Origin of the sequence: Paraburkholderia metrosideri (assembly GCF_904848625.1) — a bacterium.
GTDB lineage: Bacteria > Pseudomonadota > Gammaproteobacteria > Burkholderiales > Burkholderiaceae > Paraburkholderia > Paraburkholderia metrosideri.
This window is the reverse complement of sequence record NZ_CAJHCP010000018.1, coordinates 93,567-111,203: the sequence shown is the minus strand read 5'-3', so window position 1 is coordinate 111,203 and position 17,637 is coordinate 93,567. Positions and strand designations below refer to the sequence as shown.

12 protein-coding genes are annotated in these 17,637 nt (G+C 58.3%); 7 read left to right on the top strand and 5 right to left on the bottom strand.

What is annotated here, in order from left to right; all coding sequences use genetic code 11:
• From LMG28727_RS30620 to LMG28727_RS30610, 3 genes are all read left to right on the top strand, one after another.
• On the top strand, positions 1-820 hold an 820-nt coding region (locus LMG28727_RS30620; protein ID WP_236592496.1), incomplete at its 5' end, for a thiamine pyrophosphate-dependent enzyme.
• 30 nt (positions 821-850) lie between these two features.
• A complete protein-coding gene (locus LMG28727_RS30615) occupies positions 851-1,744 on the top strand; it encodes a type 2 periplasmic-binding domain-containing protein (RefSeq protein WP_201646076.1) in 894 nt (297 codons plus the stop codon).
• Positions 1,745-1,927: 183 nt separating this feature from the next.
• Positions 1,928-3,814, top strand: a complete 1,887-nt coding sequence (locus LMG28727_RS30610) for a TolB-like translocation protein (RefSeq protein ID WP_236592494.1) — start codon at positions 1,928-1,930, stop codon at positions 3,812-3,814.
• Between the two features lie 166 nt (positions 3,815-3,980).
• Here LMG28727_RS30610 and LMG28727_RS30605 read toward each other — a convergent pair whose 3' ends face one another.
• From LMG28727_RS30605 to LMG28727_RS30590, 4 genes are all read right to left on the bottom strand, one after another.
• Positions 3,981-5,417 (bottom strand): aldehyde dehydrogenase (NADP(+)), encoded by a 1,437-nt coding sequence (locus LMG28727_RS30605; RefSeq protein ID WP_201646074.1) that lies wholly within the window; start codon positions 5,415-5,417, stop codon positions 3,981-3,983.
• Positions 5,418-5,513: 96 nt separating this feature from the next.
• Positions 5,514-6,722, bottom strand: coding sequence for an MFS transporter (locus LMG28727_RS30600; RefSeq protein WP_201646080.1), 1,209 nt, complete (start codon positions 6,720-6,722; stop codon positions 5,514-5,516).
• A 200-nt stretch (positions 6,723-6,922) separates the two neighbouring features.
• On the bottom strand, positions 6,923-7,915 hold the full coding sequence (locus LMG28727_RS30595) for a hypothetical protein (protein ID WP_201646073.1): 993 nt from the start codon (positions 7,913-7,915) through the stop codon (positions 6,923-6,925).
• 642 nt (positions 7,916-8,557) lie between these two features.
• Positions 8,558-9,481, bottom strand: coding sequence for a helix-turn-helix domain-containing protein (locus LMG28727_RS30590; protein ID WP_236592491.1), 924 nt, complete (start codon positions 9,479-9,481; stop codon positions 8,558-8,560).
• A gap of 1,190 nt (positions 9,482-10,671) precedes the next feature.
• Here LMG28727_RS30590 and LMG28727_RS30585 point away from each other — a divergent pair.
• From LMG28727_RS30585 to LMG28727_RS30570, 4 genes are all read left to right on the top strand, one after another.
• On the top strand, positions 10,672-11,697 hold the full coding sequence (locus LMG28727_RS30585) for a porin (protein WP_201646071.1): 1,026 nt from the start codon (positions 10,672-10,674) through the stop codon (positions 11,695-11,697).
• A gap of 1,394 nt (positions 11,698-13,091) precedes the next feature.
• The gene (locus LMG28727_RS30580; RefSeq protein WP_201646070.1) at positions 13,092-14,033 is read left to right on the top strand and encodes a helix-turn-helix domain-containing protein; all 942 of its coding nucleotides are present in this window, start codon (positions 13,092-13,094) and stop codon (positions 14,031-14,033) included.
• Between the two features lie 192 nt (positions 14,034-14,225).
• Complete coding sequence (locus tag LMG28727_RS30575) at positions 14,226-15,179, top strand: IS5 family transposase (protein ID WP_201646069.1); 954 nt, start codon at positions 14,226-14,228, stop codon at positions 15,177-15,179.
• Between the two features lie 367 nt (positions 15,180-15,546).
• A complete protein-coding gene (locus tag LMG28727_RS30570; protein WP_236592489.1) occupies positions 15,547-16,719 on the top strand; it encodes a lactonase family protein in 1,173 nt (390 codons plus the stop codon).
• A gap of 32 nt (positions 16,720-16,751) precedes the next feature.
• Here LMG28727_RS30570 and LMG28727_RS30565 read toward each other — a convergent pair whose 3' ends face one another.
• The gene (locus LMG28727_RS30565) at positions 16,752-17,498 is read right to left on the bottom strand and encodes a hypothetical protein (RefSeq protein ID WP_201646068.1); all 747 of its coding nucleotides are present in this window, start codon (positions 17,496-17,498) and stop codon (positions 16,752-16,754) included.
• Between the last annotated feature and the right edge of the window lie 139 nt (positions 17,499-17,637).

The following is a 17,637-nucleotide window of genomic DNA, read 5'->3' as shown; positions in this document are numbered from 1 at the left end:
TCGTGTGACGCTTGAACGCATTCCGTATGCAGTCGGTCAGGCGGTTGACTATCTGAAGGCTTTCAAACACATCATCACGGTGGAAACCACCGAGCCGATCGCGTTCTTCAGTTACCCGGACAAGCCGAGCCTGCTGAAGTCGCCGGGTACCAGCGTGCATGAGCTGGTCGAAATCGGTGAAGACGGGGTGGTGGGTCTGGAGATGCTGGTCGAAGCCGTGGGTGCATCGAATGCGCGCGCGGTGCTTCAGCAACGCGCCGATGCGACGCCGCCGACCGGCGCACTCGGGCCCGCGAGCATCGCGCAGGCACTCGCCGCCGCGTTGCCGGAGAACTGCATTCTGGTCGACGAATCGCTGACCACGGGCCGCGAAACAATGGGCCTGACCGTCGGCGCGGCACCGCACGATCTGATCAACAACATGGGCGGCTCCATCGGCTACGGCACACCGGTTGCAACCGGTGCGGCACTCGCGTGCCCGGACCGGCGTGTGTTCTGCATGGTCGGTGACGGCAGCGCGATGTACACGATCCAGTCGTTGTGGACCCAGGCGCGCGAGAACCTGAACATCACGACGATCATCTTCGCGAACAACAGCTACGCGATCCTGAAGGCCGAGTACGCGAACATGGGCGCGGGTGCGCCGGGCGAGCGCGCGCTGGCGATGATCGACATCGACCGTCCGCGCATCGACTGGCTCGCGATGGCGAAAAGCATGGGTGTGTCCGCCGTTTCCGTCGATACCGCAGAAGCATTCCACCAGGCCATGGCGAACTCGGTGAACGAGTCGGGCCCGTGCCTGATCGAGGTCAGGCTGTAAATCCATTCAAGCATACAAGGACCCACATCAATGACAACCACCCTCACTGGCGTGCCGACGTTGCGCACGAACCTGGCCGACTACGCGGTCACGAAGGCGATGAAAGACGGCCGCGTCAGCTCGGACATCGTCAACCTCGACTTCTGCGGGCCGACGCCCGCGCACAACGGCTTCAAGGCGATGGTGCGCGAGAGCAGGTTCGACGCGGGTGAACTCGCGATCGTCACCTTCCTGCAGGCGAAGGCGTATGGCAAGCCGTACGTACTGCTGCCCGCACCAATCTCGGGCCGCTTCCAGCATCACTGCGCGGGTTACAACATCGATTTCGGCCATCTCGATCCGAAAGATATCGAAGGCAAAAAGGTCGGCGTTCGCACCTATACGCAAACCACCGCGCTGTGGATTCGCGGCATTCTGCGCCACGAATACGGCGTCGATCTCGACAAGGTTCAGTGGATGACGCTCGGCGATGGCCACCTTGCTGAATACCGCGATCCGAATAACTGCGAGCGTCTGCCGGCAGGTTCGTCGATTCCGGAGATGATGCTCAAGGGCGAACTCGCCGCGGCGCTGCTCGGTGAAGACATGCCGAAGGACGAACGCGTGCGCACGCTGGTGCCGGATGCGCAGGCGGCGGCCAAGGACTGGTTCGCGCGCGAGAACGTGGTGCCGATCAATCACATGTTTGTCGTACACGAAGACATTTCGAAGCAGCGCCCGGACGTGGTGCGTGAGCTTTACCGGATGGTGGCCGAGAGCCGCAATCTGGCTGAGGGCGTGCCGGCTATCTTTCCGCCGATCGGTCTCGAAGCGAACCGCAAGGGTCTGCAACTCGCGATTGATTGGGCGCTGGATCAGAAGATCATTCCGCATCGTTTGTCGGTCGACGAGCTATTCGACGATGTGACGGGCAGCCTCGGCTAAATATCGTCGGGTGTGTCGGGAAAAAGTGGTAATACGCAAGTACTCGCAGCAAGGAAATAAACCATAACGCGTTGTCTAGAATAGCGGCGCAGGAGGCCGTTGAGCGGTGTTGGATGCCGCTCAACCAAGCATAATTAACGGAGGCATTTCGCTGTGTATTTAAACTCGTCTTTGAAAAAGCTCGTGGCTTATTCAGCCATCGGGGGCGCCTGGATTGCCATTTCCGCAGGCGTGCAGGCCGCGACTGCAACGCAAGGCACGGCACTGCTCGACCGCCTGGGTCCTGTGACCTCCGATCTGTACATCGCGAATGCCGACGGTACCGATGAACACAAGCTGCTGTCGATGCCGGGTTTCGACTACCATGCTTCTTTCTCGAAAGACGGTCAGTGGATCGTCTTTACGTCGGAGCGTGACGGCTACGGCGAAGCTAACCTGTATCGCGTGAAAGTGGACGGCAGCGATCTGAAGAAGCTCACCGATCACATCGCCGTTGACGACGCGGCCGCTATTTCTCCGACCGATCCTAACGTCATTGCTTTCGTTTCGTCGCGCCGCAGCGAAGACAAATTCGGCACGACCAACATCTGGACACTGAACATCGCGACCGGCGCGTTGAAGAACGTTACCGGCGATATCAAGTTCGATGCGAGCAGGCCGCATAGCTTCTTCCGTCCGACGTGGTCGCCGGACGGCAAGTGGATTGCACTGTCTTCCGACATCGGCTCAGAATGGCGCGGTCACAATCTGCCGGTTGGCTGGGAGCGCACGCAAGAAAGCAGTATCTATATCATTCATCCCGATGGTTCGGGCTGGAAGAAAATTGCCAGCAACCCGGGCTTTGACGAAGGCTCGCCGACGTGGTCGCCCGATGGCAAACGCGTCGCGTTCTATGAGACGCCGGTCGAATCGACCTGGGGCGCGCACCGTCCGGAGTTGATCAACAAGGTCAGCTCGCAAATCGTGTCGGTTGATCTGGCCGATCTGTCGCGCACCGCGTTGACGGCGACGCCGGGCCTCAAAGTGTTTCCGCAATACATCTCGAACACCAACGTCGCGTATCACGTGAAGGGTGGCGACACGGAAGGTCTGTACTCGACGGCGGGCACGTTCCGTTCGACCGCGAATACGGGCATCCGCTCGCCGCACTATACGGCGGACGGCAGCAAGGTGGTCTATGAAAAGATCACGATGCGTCCGGCGCATCCGAACGGCACGCCGATGTTCAGTTTCGACCCGAACTGGAACTACCGTTATATCGACGTGTTCCCGCAGTTGTCCGCCGATCGCAAGAAGCTGGTGTACACGGAAAAGGCGATGGGTTCGTCGATTGCCATCATCAATCCGGACTTCACGGGGTATCAGCGCATTTACGATCCGGCTAACAGCGGTCTGGCTCCGGACATGATCCAGAAGGGTCTGGCGGGCGCGTTCCAGCCGACGTGGTCGCCGAATCGTGAATGGGTGGCGTTTGGTATTGGCGACTGGTTCTTCACGCGTGGCATGGGTCCGGGTCGCATTGCCCGTATCAAGGCAGACGGCAGCATGGATGGCAAGCCGGAAATCCTGACCGACGGTTCGATCAACTCCGGCTTTCCGAGCTACTCGCCGGACGGCAAGAAGATCGTGTACCGCGTGTGGAGCCCGAAGGTGCAAGGTCTGCGCATTCTGGATCTGGACACGCGTCAGACGACGGTGCTGACGACCGAGGCGGATAACCTGCCGGGCTGGTCGCCGGATGGTAGCAAAATCGTGTTCACGCGCAAAGAAATCAACCCGACCGATCCGAACAAGTTCCACTACGACGTGTACACGATCAAACCGGATGGCACTGACGTCACCCGTCTGACCACGCCCGGTGCGAACCAGGGTCACGCGGCGTGGCTCTATGACGGGCGTATTGGTTATAGCTCGGGTGTCTACGGTTTCCGCGACGAACTTGCGCTTTACGACAACACGTTCCAGCCTGATGGCCAGAACTGGGTGATGAACGCTGACGGCTCCGATCAGCACGCGATCACCGATACGCTGTGGGAAGATTCGATGCCGTTGTACGTGCCGAATCCGTAAGCGGATTTCTGGTGTGAGGTAGTGGAAGCGCCGTGCGAAAGCACGGCGCTTTTTTGTCTGCGCGTTTCCGACGATGTCGTCGATTGCTGGTCGAAAAAAAGCCGGTCAATCAAGACCGGCTTTGCGTTTTACGCTACGTTCCGATGGCCAGCTTGCGGCAATCGCATCAGCACGGACGTCCCGCGCGTTCCGCCAGCCACGCCGGCGCACTTTGAAGTGCGACGGGCCGCAAGAAGCGATCCATCGCGGCATAGCCGACCGACGTCGTGAACGGCTCCGTCGAGGCAGGCCACGGACCGCCGTGCTGCTGACTGCGCGTCACGGCAACGCCCGTGGGGACGCCGCTAAACAGCACGCGTCCCGCAATTTGCGTCGCGCAGCGCGTGATACGGCGCACGTCGGCGGAATCGTTTTCCGCGCCCCACAGCGTCACCGTCAAACTTCCACCGACTGCGTTCAGAACAGCGACTACCTCATCCGTTGATTTCACCCGCACGATCACGCACGCCGGGCCAAAAACCTCTTCACGCAGCGCGTGGTCCGCGATGAAGTTCTCTGCGCTGGTTCGCACGAGCAGGGGGCGCGGCGGCGCGTTGTCGTCGCTATTCGATTCGCCTCGCAGAACGGTTTGCACGCCCGGTGTGCCAGTGAGCCGCGCAACACCGGCTTCGAAATTGCGCTTCATGCCGGGCGTCAGCATGGTGTGGGTCTTTTTGGTTTGCAACGCGTCACGCAACGCGTTTTCGAACCGGTCCGCGTCGGCGCCCGCGAACAGCACGACGACACCCGGGCTCGTGCAAATCTGCCCGGATCCGAATTCGATCGACGATGCCAGCGCCTGTGCGAGTTCTTCGGCCTGCGCGCTCAGTGCGGCCGGCAGTGCGATCACCGGGTTGATCGAGCCCAGTTCGCCATAGAACGGGATTGGTCGCGGACGCGAATTCGCTTCCGCCCACAATGCGTTGCCCCCTTGGTACGAACCGGTAAATGCAACCGCCGCGATGTCGGGATGACGCACCAGCGCGACACCTACGTCGACACTCGCGCCTTCGACGAAGCCAATCACACCCTCAGACAGACCCTGTTTCGCCAGTACCGTTTGCGCCAGTTCGAAAACGCGGCGCGACAGCTTCGGATGGCCCGGGTGTGCCTTGATCACGACTGGACAGCCAGCGGCAAGTGCCGATGCGGTATCGCCGCCCAGAACGGAAAACGCCAACGGAAAGTTGCTTGCCGAGAACATGGCAACCGGACCCAGCGGCACGCGGACACGCGTCAGATGCGGACGTCCAAGGGGCGGCGCGCCGGCGATAGCGTCGTCGTCGGTTAATGCGAACGCGTTGCCTGCTTCGATATGGTCGGCGAATCCGTTGAGCTGAAAGGTAGTGCGGTCCAGTTCGCCGTTCAGTCGCGGCGTGCCTAACGAACTCTCTTCATCGGCGAGACGGACCAGCTCTTCCCGGTTCGCTACCAGAACGGCACCTAATTCGCGTAGAAGTTCGGCGCGCGTTTGTGCGGATGACTGAGCCCAATTGTCGGCAATGTTCGCTGCCGCCGTGACGGCCGCCTGAATCTGCGCGGCTGTGTATTCCTGAATCTGCATGACTACTCCAATGGGGATGGAAAATAAAAGTCGCAAGCGAAGGGAAATGGACCGGGGCGGTTTTGCGCTAGTCGCCTCGACTTCGGAGCAGGCGCTCTACGAAGCCGTCAATTTCGCCCGTTGAGCGAGCGACGGGAACAGCTTCATCCAGAGCGCGACGACCAGCACCGTACTTGCTCCACCGACCAGCACGGATGGAACCGCGCCCAGCCAGCCGGCCGTTACTCCCGACTCGAATTCACCTAACTGATTCGACGCGCCAATAAAGATCGAGTTGACTGCGCTGACCCGGCCGCGCATTTCATTAGGCGTTTCCAGTTGAACCAGCGATTGCCTCACGACCACACTGACCATGTCGAATGCACCGCTGAGCATGAGTGCGGTCAGCGACAAAATAAACGAATGAGATAGCGCGAAAACCAGGGTCGCGAGACCGTAAAGCGCGACGCAGCCGAACATCAGCTTGCCCACACGACGTTGAATCGGATAGCGCGCCAGATAGAGCGAAACCACTAACGCGCCGACCGCAGGCGCTGAGCGCAATAGGCCCAGTCCCCATGAGCCGACATGCAGAACGTCACGCGCAAAGATCGGCAATAGCGCTGTCGCACCGCCGAAAAGAACCGCGAATAGATCCAGCGAAATCGCTCCGAGTACTTCCTTGCGCATCCAGATAAAGCTGATGCCGGCGAATAAGCTCTGGAGCGTCACCGGTTCGCGAGCGGGGCGCGCATGCTGATGGCGAATCAGAAAGATCATCGCGGCAGCAAACAGACACATGGCAGCGCATGCGCCATAGACGACGGCAGCACCGGCCACATAAATAAAACCGCCAATCGCTGGTCCGAGGATGGTGGCGCATTGTGATCCGGCGGAATTGATGGCCAGCGCTTGCGGCAATGCAGGCAGAGGAACGAGTGTGGGCAATAGCGCCTGCTGCGTGGGCAACTGAAACGCTTTCGCGATACCCAAGCCGATCGACGCGATCAGAATGACTTCGCGATTGAGCCATCCGCCCAACGTACCTGCAATCAGCAGCATTGCGACGCCGAATTGCCCTATCAGGCAGGCCGTCAGAATCAGGCGGCGATCATGGCGATCCGCAATCTGGCCCACGACGAGACATAGCGCAAGTACAGGAACAAACTGCGCGAGGCCAACCATGCCGAGGTCATACGCGCTGTGTGTAATGTCGTACATCTGCCAGGCGACGATCACCATGAGCATCTGATTGGACATGGTCGTCGCAACCCGACTCAGAAAGAAGTATCGGAAAGATGAAATCTCGAGAACCGGGTTCTTCATAAAAAATAGACTGATGGAAAAATTACCCAACACACCACGCACGTCATTCATGACGGTGCCGGAAAATGGCGCGCTCGTTTCGACAATGCGACTCGAAGGTACTCGGACCGAACAGCGCACAGCCTAAAAACTATTTCTCAAACGACTATTGGCGACCCGCATAAGGAGTCGCCAATAGGCAAATTCACAACAGAGACTGATTAGAAATGGATTTCGGCCTGGAACATCGGCACCGACGTGATCGTGCCAACCGTCTCATTCGTCGGTGAGCCGTACATGTGATGCCAGTACTCGTAACCTAGGCCTGCATACACCGTACGCGGATGACCGGCGAACGAACCGAGGTCGGCCAGCAACGCAGCACGGGCGAGGAACTCGGTGGTCGTCTGAACGCCGAAACCATCTCGACCTTTCGGACCGGTCAAGCTTGCAAAGCCGCGGAACATCAACGGCACCGGACCCACACGGAACGGTACGAGCCATGTGCTTTCGAGGTGCCACGCAGCGTTGAAATGCACATCCTGGCCGGTAATGCCGTTGTGGTTGCTTTCCGTCCGCATACCTGCGGTCAGGTTCACGAAGCCCCGCGGCACCGTGAATTCGACGGTCGGGCCGAGAATGACCATCCGTGCGCGCTCGCCGTAAGCGTCGTTCTTGGTGCCGAATTCGTAACCGCCCGTGAAGCCCACGTCGCGAATAATGCCGTAGCCGATCTGGCGCCCAAGAATCTTGCTCGCGCTCAACGTTACGCGGCCAACGCTATACACCTCCTGTGCGCCGCCATTGCTCGGACCGCCTGCTTCCGGGTTGGCGGAGTTCGACACCAGGTAGTCGACGTTGAATGCGTAGCTACCGAACTTGAAGCCTCCGGTGGTCGTGAGGTAACCAATGTTCTGTGTCACCTTGTCGGGAACACCCGGGTAATGGAACTCGCTGCCGACGCGATAGCCGATAAAGGTGTCATTCCACGACACCGGCGGCACGCCGGTTTGCTCCGCCGATTTCAGGTCCGGAAAAGTGAGAGGCGCGGTTCCGTTCGGCGGGGTTTGCGGTGTCGGCTGTGTGCTCTGGGCCTGCGGCGGAGCGGAAGTAGTCGGCGCTGTCACCTCTTCAGCGTAACCGAACTCGCTCAAACAACAGAACATGGCCACGCCGATAAGCGGCTTGCACAACGCTTTAGAAATTTTTTTCATGTCTCCGTCCATATAGATTTTTTATTGGCCCCGTTTCCGTTCAACTTTGTCGATGACATGATCGGAGCCAGATACCCGAGGCGTAGCTGTCAAAGCCAGTCGACGTACCGTGGCGGCAATTAAGGCTGGGAAAGTGCCAGCTCGACGCTGTGCGTTTTATTAAGGTGCTTGTCTGTCTCCGTCGAAATTGGACTTATGTTTACCGGCGACGCGTGGTCGGTTTTCCGACTCTTGATTCGGTCGCACCGAGGGCAACTAGCTGATCAATCCGGCACTGGACAGTTCTGTCGCGGTGGTTGGAGGGAATAGTATTGGATGCCCGAGCGTCTGCCTTTACACAAAAGTGAGATTCGCTGGCATTTTTTGCGGACGTCGCGAGACGGATACCGTTCGCGATTACAAACGGTTTTCGCGCTGGGAGAACAAACAAGATGTGAGACGCAGAGGCGTCCAATTGAGCGAGGAGCGAACGACGAGGACGGCTACTACCGAATCCACTGGAAAAGGCGGTTGGGGCAACTCACCTTTCGATTGTCATGGAACAAGGGGTGAAAGAGAAAGTCATTGTGATGAAAGGGAGGCTTCGCCGCTAGCGACTAACTAACAGAAAAACGAGTGCGAAGACACTCCCTTGTGTCGCGACTATTTGTTCCGTTGAGACTGTTCTCGCGCTGTTATCCGGAACTGGCTCGGCGCTTCGCCCACCTCTTTGCGAAAGAAGCGCGTGAAGTACGCGGCGTCCGAGAAGCCCAGCCCAAAGGCAATCTGTTCGACAGACATCTCGCCGAAAATCAGATTCCGTTTAGCTTCGGTAATAATGCGCGCGTGAATCATCTTCGTCGGACTTTGACCGGTGGCCGCCGCGCACGCGGCGCGCAACTGAACCAGCGACACCGCCATCATCGACGCATACGCCTGCAACGCCAGGTTCTGCCGGTAATGCTGCTCGATCAGTTCACGAAAGCGGTCTGCCAGCCGAATCTCGTTGCGTGATGCGCCGCCATTGTCGGGCTGGTCGAGTTGGGTTCCCCGTACCAGCATCAGGAAAATCTGGGTCAACAGTGCTTCGGTTCCCACCACATGACCGAACGTTCTGGACTCGAGTTCCCGCGCAAGTCGCGTGATCAGGCCGAAGAACTCCGTTGCCGTGCCGTCCGTTGAAGACAGCGTAATCATGCGGGGCAGCGACCACAACTGGATGAACTCGTGGAGTCTGGCGTTGACCTGGGTCAGATAAGACACTTCAATTGTCACGACCCATCTGTCGACGTCGATTTCGTAATCGAGTCCGTGCACGCATTCTGTCGGCAGCAGCAACACACACGGTCCCTCGAACGGGACGCTCGAACCTTCGAGGTTCATCACGCCACGGCCGCCGCGCACGAAGATGACCTGACCGTATTCTGGATGCGCGTGAGGTTCGGTTCGCCAACGGCCCCGGTCTGTGACGTGGCCAATATTCACAAACCATTTCTCTTCTTCTTCCGGACGCTCAACATACAAACGGACCTTCGGGACCGTTTTTAGCGTTACTTCGTTGTTTGAGTGGCGTTGATATTTTGTCATCGCGCTGTGCGTCATAAAGTCTCCTTGGCGAAGATCAACGGGTCGATCTGATGAAGACCGGTCACGAATCACGGCCCTGCGCAGAACGATTTTCCGGCACTGTCCCCTTGAAACCGTAGCTCGCCGGTTGGACGGCGGCAAGCCGTTCTGGCGCCGCTGTGAGCGGAGGATGACCGGGATCAAGCGATCGCAGTCATCAGCTTGGGCTCAATCAGCGGTGAGCGTGTTGCAGGGAAACAGGAAGCCGGGAACGGAAGCATGACATATGTCTCGACTCCGCTGCTTACAAGCTCGCAGGGAGCACGCAATTCCGTGGGTATTTGGGCCTCAAGAAGCGGGGCTCGCCTCACTGAGCGCGCGGTCGGGCCCCTTTCTCCTGACAGAAAAAAATGCCAGTGAATCTACTTTTTGTGTAAGGACTCGCGATCCGGCATCAAATATTCTTACAACAATAACAGCCGTCCCGTGGTGCGCCGGGCCTATCAGCATGGCTCGGCGAACGTGGAATCTGGCAGATCCGCAGTTGGGCGGTCGACATGGAGCGCCCTAGCGTTGGGCGAAACGGTGACGCGTCGACCGGTCGAATTCCAATAAAAACGTAATGGAGACACTCTTGCGAGAGGCATTACCTCGTAGCCTTTCCGGCGTGATGGAAGTTGCCGCCGCGGGATGGACGCCGCAGTGCGACTTGACGCTGAACAGCGCGAACCAGAAGAGCAACCTGGACACGAACGTTCGCCACGAATCGTGCAGATTCGCCGTGGGTCGTTCGCGCGTCGGCGGATTTCCTTTCCACTTCCGGTGTCTTGTCGCGATCGCTTATGGCTTGATAGCCGGTCTCGTCGAATGCGTCGGCTTTGACTCAGTGCGCCAATGCTTATACAGCACCATCCCAGCCGCACGTTCCATTTGCAGCACCGCGCTTTCTCGTCTTGAGGAAGACGCAGGTCAATCGATTCGCAAGCTTGAGCGCCAGCCCCGTCGCTTTTACCGCATCGCATGCCTACGACGCTGTGTCGGCTTGCCGCTTACGGCACCTCAGTCGCACTAGCCAACTCCCGCATTCTGTTCGCCTCCAGTGACGCGATGTTTTGTGGAAATTAGACATGCGAACGAATCATCAATTGAATTGAGAAGAAAAGACCGCTGAACAAAGACATTTAAAAAAACCATACTGATTCGGAGACTAGATGAAAAAGTGGCTTACCCTCGTATCGGGCGTTGCGTCGGCGTGTGCGTTGAATGCGGCTTATGCCCAGTCATCGGTCACGCTCTACGGCGTCATCGACAACGGTATCGAGTATCAGAACGCGGGCAGTGGCGGTGCGGTGCGCGCCACGTCGGGCGGGTTGTTCGCAAGCCGGTACGGCCTGAAAGGCAGCGAAGATATTGGCAACGGGCTGTACGTCAATTTCCAGTTGGAGCAGGGCTTTAATGGTGCGACTGGTGCAGCCGCGAGTTCAACGGCGGCGTTTAATCGTCAGGCGTGGGTGGGATTGTCTGGCGCGTTCGGTGAGACACGGATTGGTCTGCAAAATACGCCGCAGTACATCTTCCTCAACCCCGAACTCGATCCGCTGTCGGTGATGAGCATCGGCTCGCCGATGAATAACTTCAACACATTGACCGTTCGCGTGAATAACGCGATCTCGTACTTCACGCCGACAATCTACGGCTTGACAGCGCAGTTCATGGTCGCGATGCGCGACTCGACGACCAAGCCGTCCAACGGGTTCCAGTTTTATAACGCGGTAGTCCGCTACGTCAACGGGCCGTTCCATCTCGCAGCCGGCTACGAACAGGCCGACAACGCGACCGGAACCTCGACGCTGAAAGTGTTGAATGTAGGTTCGTCGATCACAGTGGGGAACGCCCAGTTCTATCTGGCGTATCACAACGAGCGTCAAACCGACAACAGCGTGAAACGTGATGTGTATGCTGCATCGACGTCCTACTCGTTCACTCCCGCCGACGATCTTTCCGTGATGTACGGTTACGCGCATGACCGCACTGGCGCGGGCAACAACGCACAGCAAATCGGTCTGACGTTCGAACATCTTCTTTCGAAGAGGACGACGCTCTACGCGTCGGCCGGCTTTATCCAGAACCGGGGTGACGCGCAGTTCAGTCTCAACGGTACTAATTACCAGGGCCTCAAAGGTGCGCCGGGCGCAAACACGCGCGGCATTGCACTGGGGATCATGCATCGCTTCTGATGCCGGGCCGCCGGTGTTGTGAGAACGGTGCCGGCGTTCGGGTAAGTGACAGGTTTGCCGGTCAGAAATGTATGGAAAAATATCAGCCGCTTTCGCGCTGTGCCATGAGTGTTAGGATGGCATCCCTTGCGGGGTAGCCTTGGCTGTAGGGAAATCCGCTAAAAAACGTGCTTATCCGAATCCTTATAGAGAACCAGTAAGGTTCTCCGTCAAAGAGTTTCGTCAAGGGTAAACACCGTCTTGAACTGCAGCTGTCGTATTCATTGTTGATGACATCGAGCAGAGTATTCGTTAGAACGTTCGCCGAATCTGAACTTATTTTAGTGTCGGCGAACCAACGCAAAGGCGATTGATCGAGGCCTCTGAGGCTGCTAACTTTCTGTGCCGAGCAGTGAACCTCTGCTATCGAATCACGATAGTGTGAGGCGAGGTGTTAGCCGATTCTGGATGAAGAATTGTGGTCACGTATCGAACCGTAGTCGTCGCCCTTGATGTCCACGTGCATCTGGAATCCTGGGCGCAAGCTGGCAGCGCACAGGGCTGCGCTTGCGATCACTCCGTTCATGCCGGCAACGGGCTTATCCTGGCGCGACCGGCTCACGAAAATAGTGTATGGCTTGGACGTGACGGGCGGATCTCGGGAGAGGCTAAGGGCCGTTGGCGCGAGGGACTGGTGGCACAACGTCTGGCCACGACCGTTTCAGCGTGCGGGCCAGATGGGTTGCAGACAAATGACCTTCGGCTCGTCTCAGAGTCGCGCGGTGGCGGCGGTCCCAGAATCGCACCTGGCTCAATAGCCCGACCACGATCCGGTTTCAGGCGTGCGATTCCGCCGAAGTCCAGCGACATGCCGGCCGCCACGGTTGGCGCGTATCTTCACGATGCCACGCAACTGCTGCACTTGTTGGACGCGACCGCTGCAACACATCAGCGTCGAGATCTATCACCTGGAAAACCAGTAGTGCTCCGCGCCGGACACGGCAGCGGCCCCGACACCTGTCGGCGAGTGGTTCATCACGCGTCTGGTGCTGCCGTTTCCGTCGTATTCGTTTCCGCTGCGACTGTCGCAGCGACATTCCCCCAACATCCTTCAAGACCGGCTGCGCGATCATCCGCGGGAACAGGCCGCGTTGGAGTGGCGCCCGGGGTCAAGACAATGAGCGTCGACTGCGTTCGGTTCAGTCGTGCCAATGGTTGGCGCAACGTAGGTTGGCAAAGATGCAACTGACCAGTCCATTACCCGGAAAATTGACCGGCGACATGACGCAGATGATGTGCGTTCGCTTGATTGAAAATTGCGCCCCACGCGGAATCAGAGAGCGAATTCTTTCGCGTAAGCCCAGCATGTCAATGGCAGCCGCTGCCGAAAGTGACGCGCTCGCCAAGGAGACTTTATGACACACAGTGCCGTGGCAAAGTATCAACCCAGGTCCGCTCCCAAAGCGAAGCGGACCACTGTTCCCAAAGTTCGCCTTTACGTTGAGCGCCCTGAAACGAAGAACTGGTTCGTGCATGTCGGGCACGTCACTGATCGGGGTCGCTGGCGCACCGAGCCTCATGCGCATCCGGCCTATGGTCAGGTGATTTTCGTTCGCAGCGGGCGCGGCGTGATGAATCTCGAAGGTAGTAGCGTACCGTTCGAAGGCCCTTGTGCACTGCTGTTGCCGACCGAGTGCGTTCATGGTCTCGACTATGAGATCGATGTCGATCGGTGGGTGGTGACGATCGAAGTCTCCTATCTGACGCAGGTCAACGCGAAACTTCGCGAGTTTATTTCGCTCTGGTCGCTGCCGCGAATGATTCCACTCTCTTATTCCGCTGGCGCCGGAGTGGAGTTTTATAGCCTGATTAATAGCCTCAAACAGGAGGTCGAGTCTGAAGCAGTCGGTCATGTGGTCGGCACAGAGGCGTTGCTCACGAGTCTTTTGCTTATGCTGGTTCGTGAAACACGTCTGGATCAGACCAGCAACGAAGGCGCAATCCGCAACGATATTCGTCAGGTAGACCGTTTCCGCAAGCTGATTGATGAACACTACCGCGAGAATCTGCCGCTGCAAGACTATGCGTCAATGATGGCGGTGTCTTTAGTGCAATTGCGGGCGGCTTGTGCGTCTGCGTCAGAGCAAAGCCCAACGAAAATGATCCACGCGCGCATTATCACGGAGGCGAAGCGTAATCTGATCTTCGGAGATATGTCGGTGGAGCAGATTGCCTTCTGGCTGGGTTTCGCGGATGCCGCGTACTTTACGCGTTTCTTCCGGCGGGAAGTGGGTCAGGCGCCGAGTCAGTTTCGCGTCGCTGCACGGCAACAGCCTGACCGCAAGGTTTTGTCGTAGCAGGTTCGATTCGGATGTCGTCCTGGCTACTCATCAGAATGGCTGATCAGTTTGCCGAAGAAGAATGCGTAGTGCACGTGCTTTTCTGTATGGCTTCTTGTCGGGTGACCTAGGGAAGGTCTGCAAAAGTCCTGACGTTCACGCCCGGGTGAGCTATCCTGGGATGAGGAAGGTTAGTTGAGGAGAGCCTTGATGATGCAATTAGGTCTTGGTCTGGATCTGTCAACAAAACGTACGCGCAAACGGGAGTTTCTCGATGAGATGCGGCGGGTGGTGCCATGGTCACGGCTGATTGCGCTAATCGAGCCGTACTATCCCGCTGGTAAAACTGGGCGACCGCCGTTCCCGATTGCGACGATGCTGCAGATTCATTTTATGCAGCAGTGGTTCGGTCTGTCGGACCCTGCGATGGAAGAAGCGCTGTATGACGTACCGCTGTATCGCGACTTCGCGGGGCTGGACGGTGGCATGACGCGCTTGCCGGACGAGAGCACGATTCTTCGGTTCCGCCACCTGCTCGAAACTCACGGACTGGCAGCGCAAATGCTCGCGCTGGTCAATGAGATCCTGGTGGAGAAAGGCTTGATGCTCAAAACCGGGTCGGTGGTCGACGCCACATTGATCTCGGCGCCCAGTTCGACAAAGAACGACTCCGGCACACGTGACCCGGAAATGCACCAGACGAAGAAGGGCAATCAATGGTACTTCGGGATGAAAGCGCATATCGGCGTGGACGCGGAGTCGGGCCTGGTTCACACGGTGATCGGCACAGCGGCAAACGTTCACGACATCAATGCAGCCCAGGCGTTGCTGCACGGCGATGAAACGGATGTGTACGCTGACGCCGGATATCAGGGCATCGAAAAGCGTTGCGAGTCTGACGCAGTGCGCTGGCATGTCGCGATGAGACCGGGCAGGCGCCGACAACTGGACCTACGCGATCGACTGGACGCGATATACGATCAGATCGAACGCCTGAAGGCCGGCATCCGTGCCAAGGTCGAACACCCATTCCGAGTCCTCAAGCGCCAGTTTGGCTACACAAAGACCCGGTATCGTGGCTTGATGAAGAACACCGCCCAGATCATGACGCTGTTCGCTCTGGGAAATCTGTGGATGGCGCGCCGAACTCTGCAGAAACCCTGAAACACCAGAAGTTCGGAGCTCTGAATCTCGGCGAGCGTCGCGTGGCACGACGCAAAAGTCAGGCGATCTACGTGGCAACAAATTCTCAAGGCTGACACCGCCCAGGAAGCAAAAGGCCGGCACTCCGAAAACGGGTTATGCAGACCTTCCCTAGCTCGGCGAATAGAAAAAATGCCAGCGAATCGGACTTTTGTACAGGGACGCATGCTAACGAATCGAATACGCTAAAGCAGGTCGTTCCCAATCGATGGTGACGAAAACCGCTGGCCATATGCACGGAGACAGATCAGTGGCACCCGAATAGCGAACAACGGATGATTACCTTTTCACACCCTCTGCGTCTCTACATTACTCGAATATGACCCGGTTGTTCCAGAGAAATAGCCTCACGCGTTTTGGCGTGATGGTGGCACTTTCCGTGCTTACCTTGCCGGCGTGTACGTCTAATACACCTGCCGGCGGCACTGCGACGTCGTCGGCATCGGTGCACTCGGAGTTCGTCTATGTCGGTACGCTGCAAAGTCATATCGACGGACTGCGCCTCGACACGTCCACAGGCGAGTTGACGGCAATCGGCACGGTGGCGCAAGGGCCCAAATCCACGTGGATAACTGCTCATCCCGAGTTGCCGGTTCTTTATGGTGTCGATGACGATAGCGCCAAGGAAGGCAGCATCACCGCCTATGCAGTGAATCGTGGCACGGGCACGCTGAGCCCGATCAACGCAACGCATACGGGCGGTCACGGAACCACGTTTCTGCGTTTCGATGTTCCGTCGAATACGTTGCTCGGTGCCAATTACAACAGCGGGTCCGTGTCGAGTGTCGCAGTGAATGCGGATGGCAGCATGGGACCGCTCGTTTCCACCATAGCGGAAACAGGTTCGGGGCCGAGCCGTCGGCAGATGAGTGCGCATGCGCACAGTATCGCGATCGATCCGTCCGGACGGTATGCGCTCGCTCCTGATCTGGGCGCGGATCGCGTGTTCATCTATCGCTTCGATCGGGCCACTCACGCGCTGTCAAAAGATAATGGCCCGGGCCCGCACGAGTTCATCGCACCGGCGGGAAGCGGTCCTCGTCACCTCGCGTTCGGTTCAAGCGGTCAGTTCGTTTATCTGCTGACGGAAATGAGCGCGGAGATCATGGTGCTGCGTTGGGACGCAACGCAAGGGCGTCTGACGCTGGTGCAATCGCTGCCGACCAGCACCCAGAACTTTCGGGGGGTGAAGAGTGGCGCGGAGATTGCGGTCAGCCATGACGGCCGTTTCGTCTACGTGGAAGATCGGGGTGAAAATTCGATCGTCGTCTATCGCATTAGGCCGGATTCGGGAGAACTGTCGTTGGTTCAGCGCATTTCTTCGGGAGGCGACAAACCGTGGGGATTCGGTATCGATGCGTCGGGCAAATGGCTGCTCGTTGCGAATCAGCGTAGCGGCAAAGTGAATGTGTTCAGCGTCGACACTGCGTCGGGCATGGTGACGGACACAGGTAAGTCGGCCGCGGTGGCGTCGCCTAGCAGCGTTGCTTTTGTGAAGTGACGCGTTCGCTGGTGCCCGGTCGAATCAATTGATCAGTCGACGGGGCACCAACGGCCTGAATCGGGACACAGAATGGCTGGCGTCCCATTCACCAGAATCTGTTCTTCCGCCAGTTGCAGCGCCGCCGCAGGCACGATGTCGAATACAACGTCGAGCGCACGCGCGACATGGGCATCTTCTATCGACAGTTCCCAGGTCAGGAATGTCTGAACGCTGCCCATATCCTGCGAGAAGTCGGCCGCGTTAAAGCCGCTGCTGCCACGCTGAATGACCCCATGGGGCTGGCCGGTATCGAACACGACAACAGTGCCCCTGGTAAGCGGAATACGTAGACCTGTAGACGGGAAATGCAGATCCTGGCCTTGGTCCTCGCACAGGAACAGATTGCAGAAGGCAGCTCCGCCGTACTGCGCGCCGTCATGGTGGTATTTCGCGCCCCGGCAGGCCATCAGCGCTACGTCGCTGGCAGCCAGTACGTCGGGCATGCCGAGCCCGCTTGTCCAGTCCGACGCCGCTTGCACGCAGCGCGAATAGTCGGGCCAGCGCGCCCGCGCCCGGGCCAACGGCATGGCCTCGACATCTCCCGGTTCCAGGACCATCTGCAACGCTATTTCCCTTTCCCAATCGGCTAGCAGGCGGGTGGGCGGTGCAGGTATGTCGACGGTGCCTGTCAGCACGAGATTGCTGACACGTCGACTGCGAATCGTGTCGCCACTGCAAAAGTAGGACGTCAAGATGTCTTGCGCGGGATGATCTGGATGGGGGCTCATCTGGAGCATTGTAACGATTCCGGATAGGGTGTTTCGGCGCGAAGAGGTTAGCGACGACGGGCGGCGATCGGCGTGTCTGAATTGGCTCGTCTAGGGCTGGCCTACGCCAGATCAAATGCACCGAGATATAAAAAATTGATAAACGTTC

Excerpts from the sequence above, each read along its gene's own strand:
- LMG28727_RS30615 (WP_201646076.1), top strand. The coding sequence starts at position 851 with ATGACAACCACCCTCACTGGCGTGCCGACGTTGCGCACGAACCTGGCC.
- LMG28727_RS30605 (WP_201646074.1), bottom strand. The coding sequence starts at position 5,417 with ATGCAGATTCAGGAATACACAGCCGCGCAGATTCAGGCGGCCGTCACG.
- LMG28727_RS30600 (WP_201646080.1), bottom strand. The coding sequence starts at position 6,722 with ATGAAGAACCCGGTTCTCGAGATTTCATCTTTCCGATACTTCTTTCTG.
- LMG28727_RS30595 (WP_201646073.1), bottom strand. The coding sequence starts at position 7,915 with ATGAAAAAAATTTCTAAAGCGTTGTGCAAGCCGCTTATCGGCGTGGCC.
- LMG28727_RS30590 (WP_236592491.1), bottom strand. The coding sequence starts at position 9,481 with ATGACAAAATATCAACGCCACTCAAACAACGAAGTAACGCTAAAAACG.
- LMG28727_RS30585 (WP_201646071.1), top strand. The coding sequence starts at position 10,672 with ATGAAAAAGTGGCTTACCCTCGTATCGGGCGTTGCGTCGGCGTGTGCG.
- LMG28727_RS30580 (WP_201646070.1), top strand. The coding sequence starts at position 13,092 with ATGACACACAGTGCCGTGGCAAAGTATCAACCCAGGTCCGCTCCCAAA.
- LMG28727_RS30575 (WP_201646069.1), top strand. The coding sequence starts at position 14,226 with ATGATGCAATTAGGTCTTGGTCTGGATCTGTCAACAAAACGTACGCGC.
- LMG28727_RS30565 (WP_201646068.1), bottom strand. The coding sequence starts at position 17,498 with ATGCTCCAGATGAGCCCCCATCCAGATCATCCCGCGCAAGACATCTTG.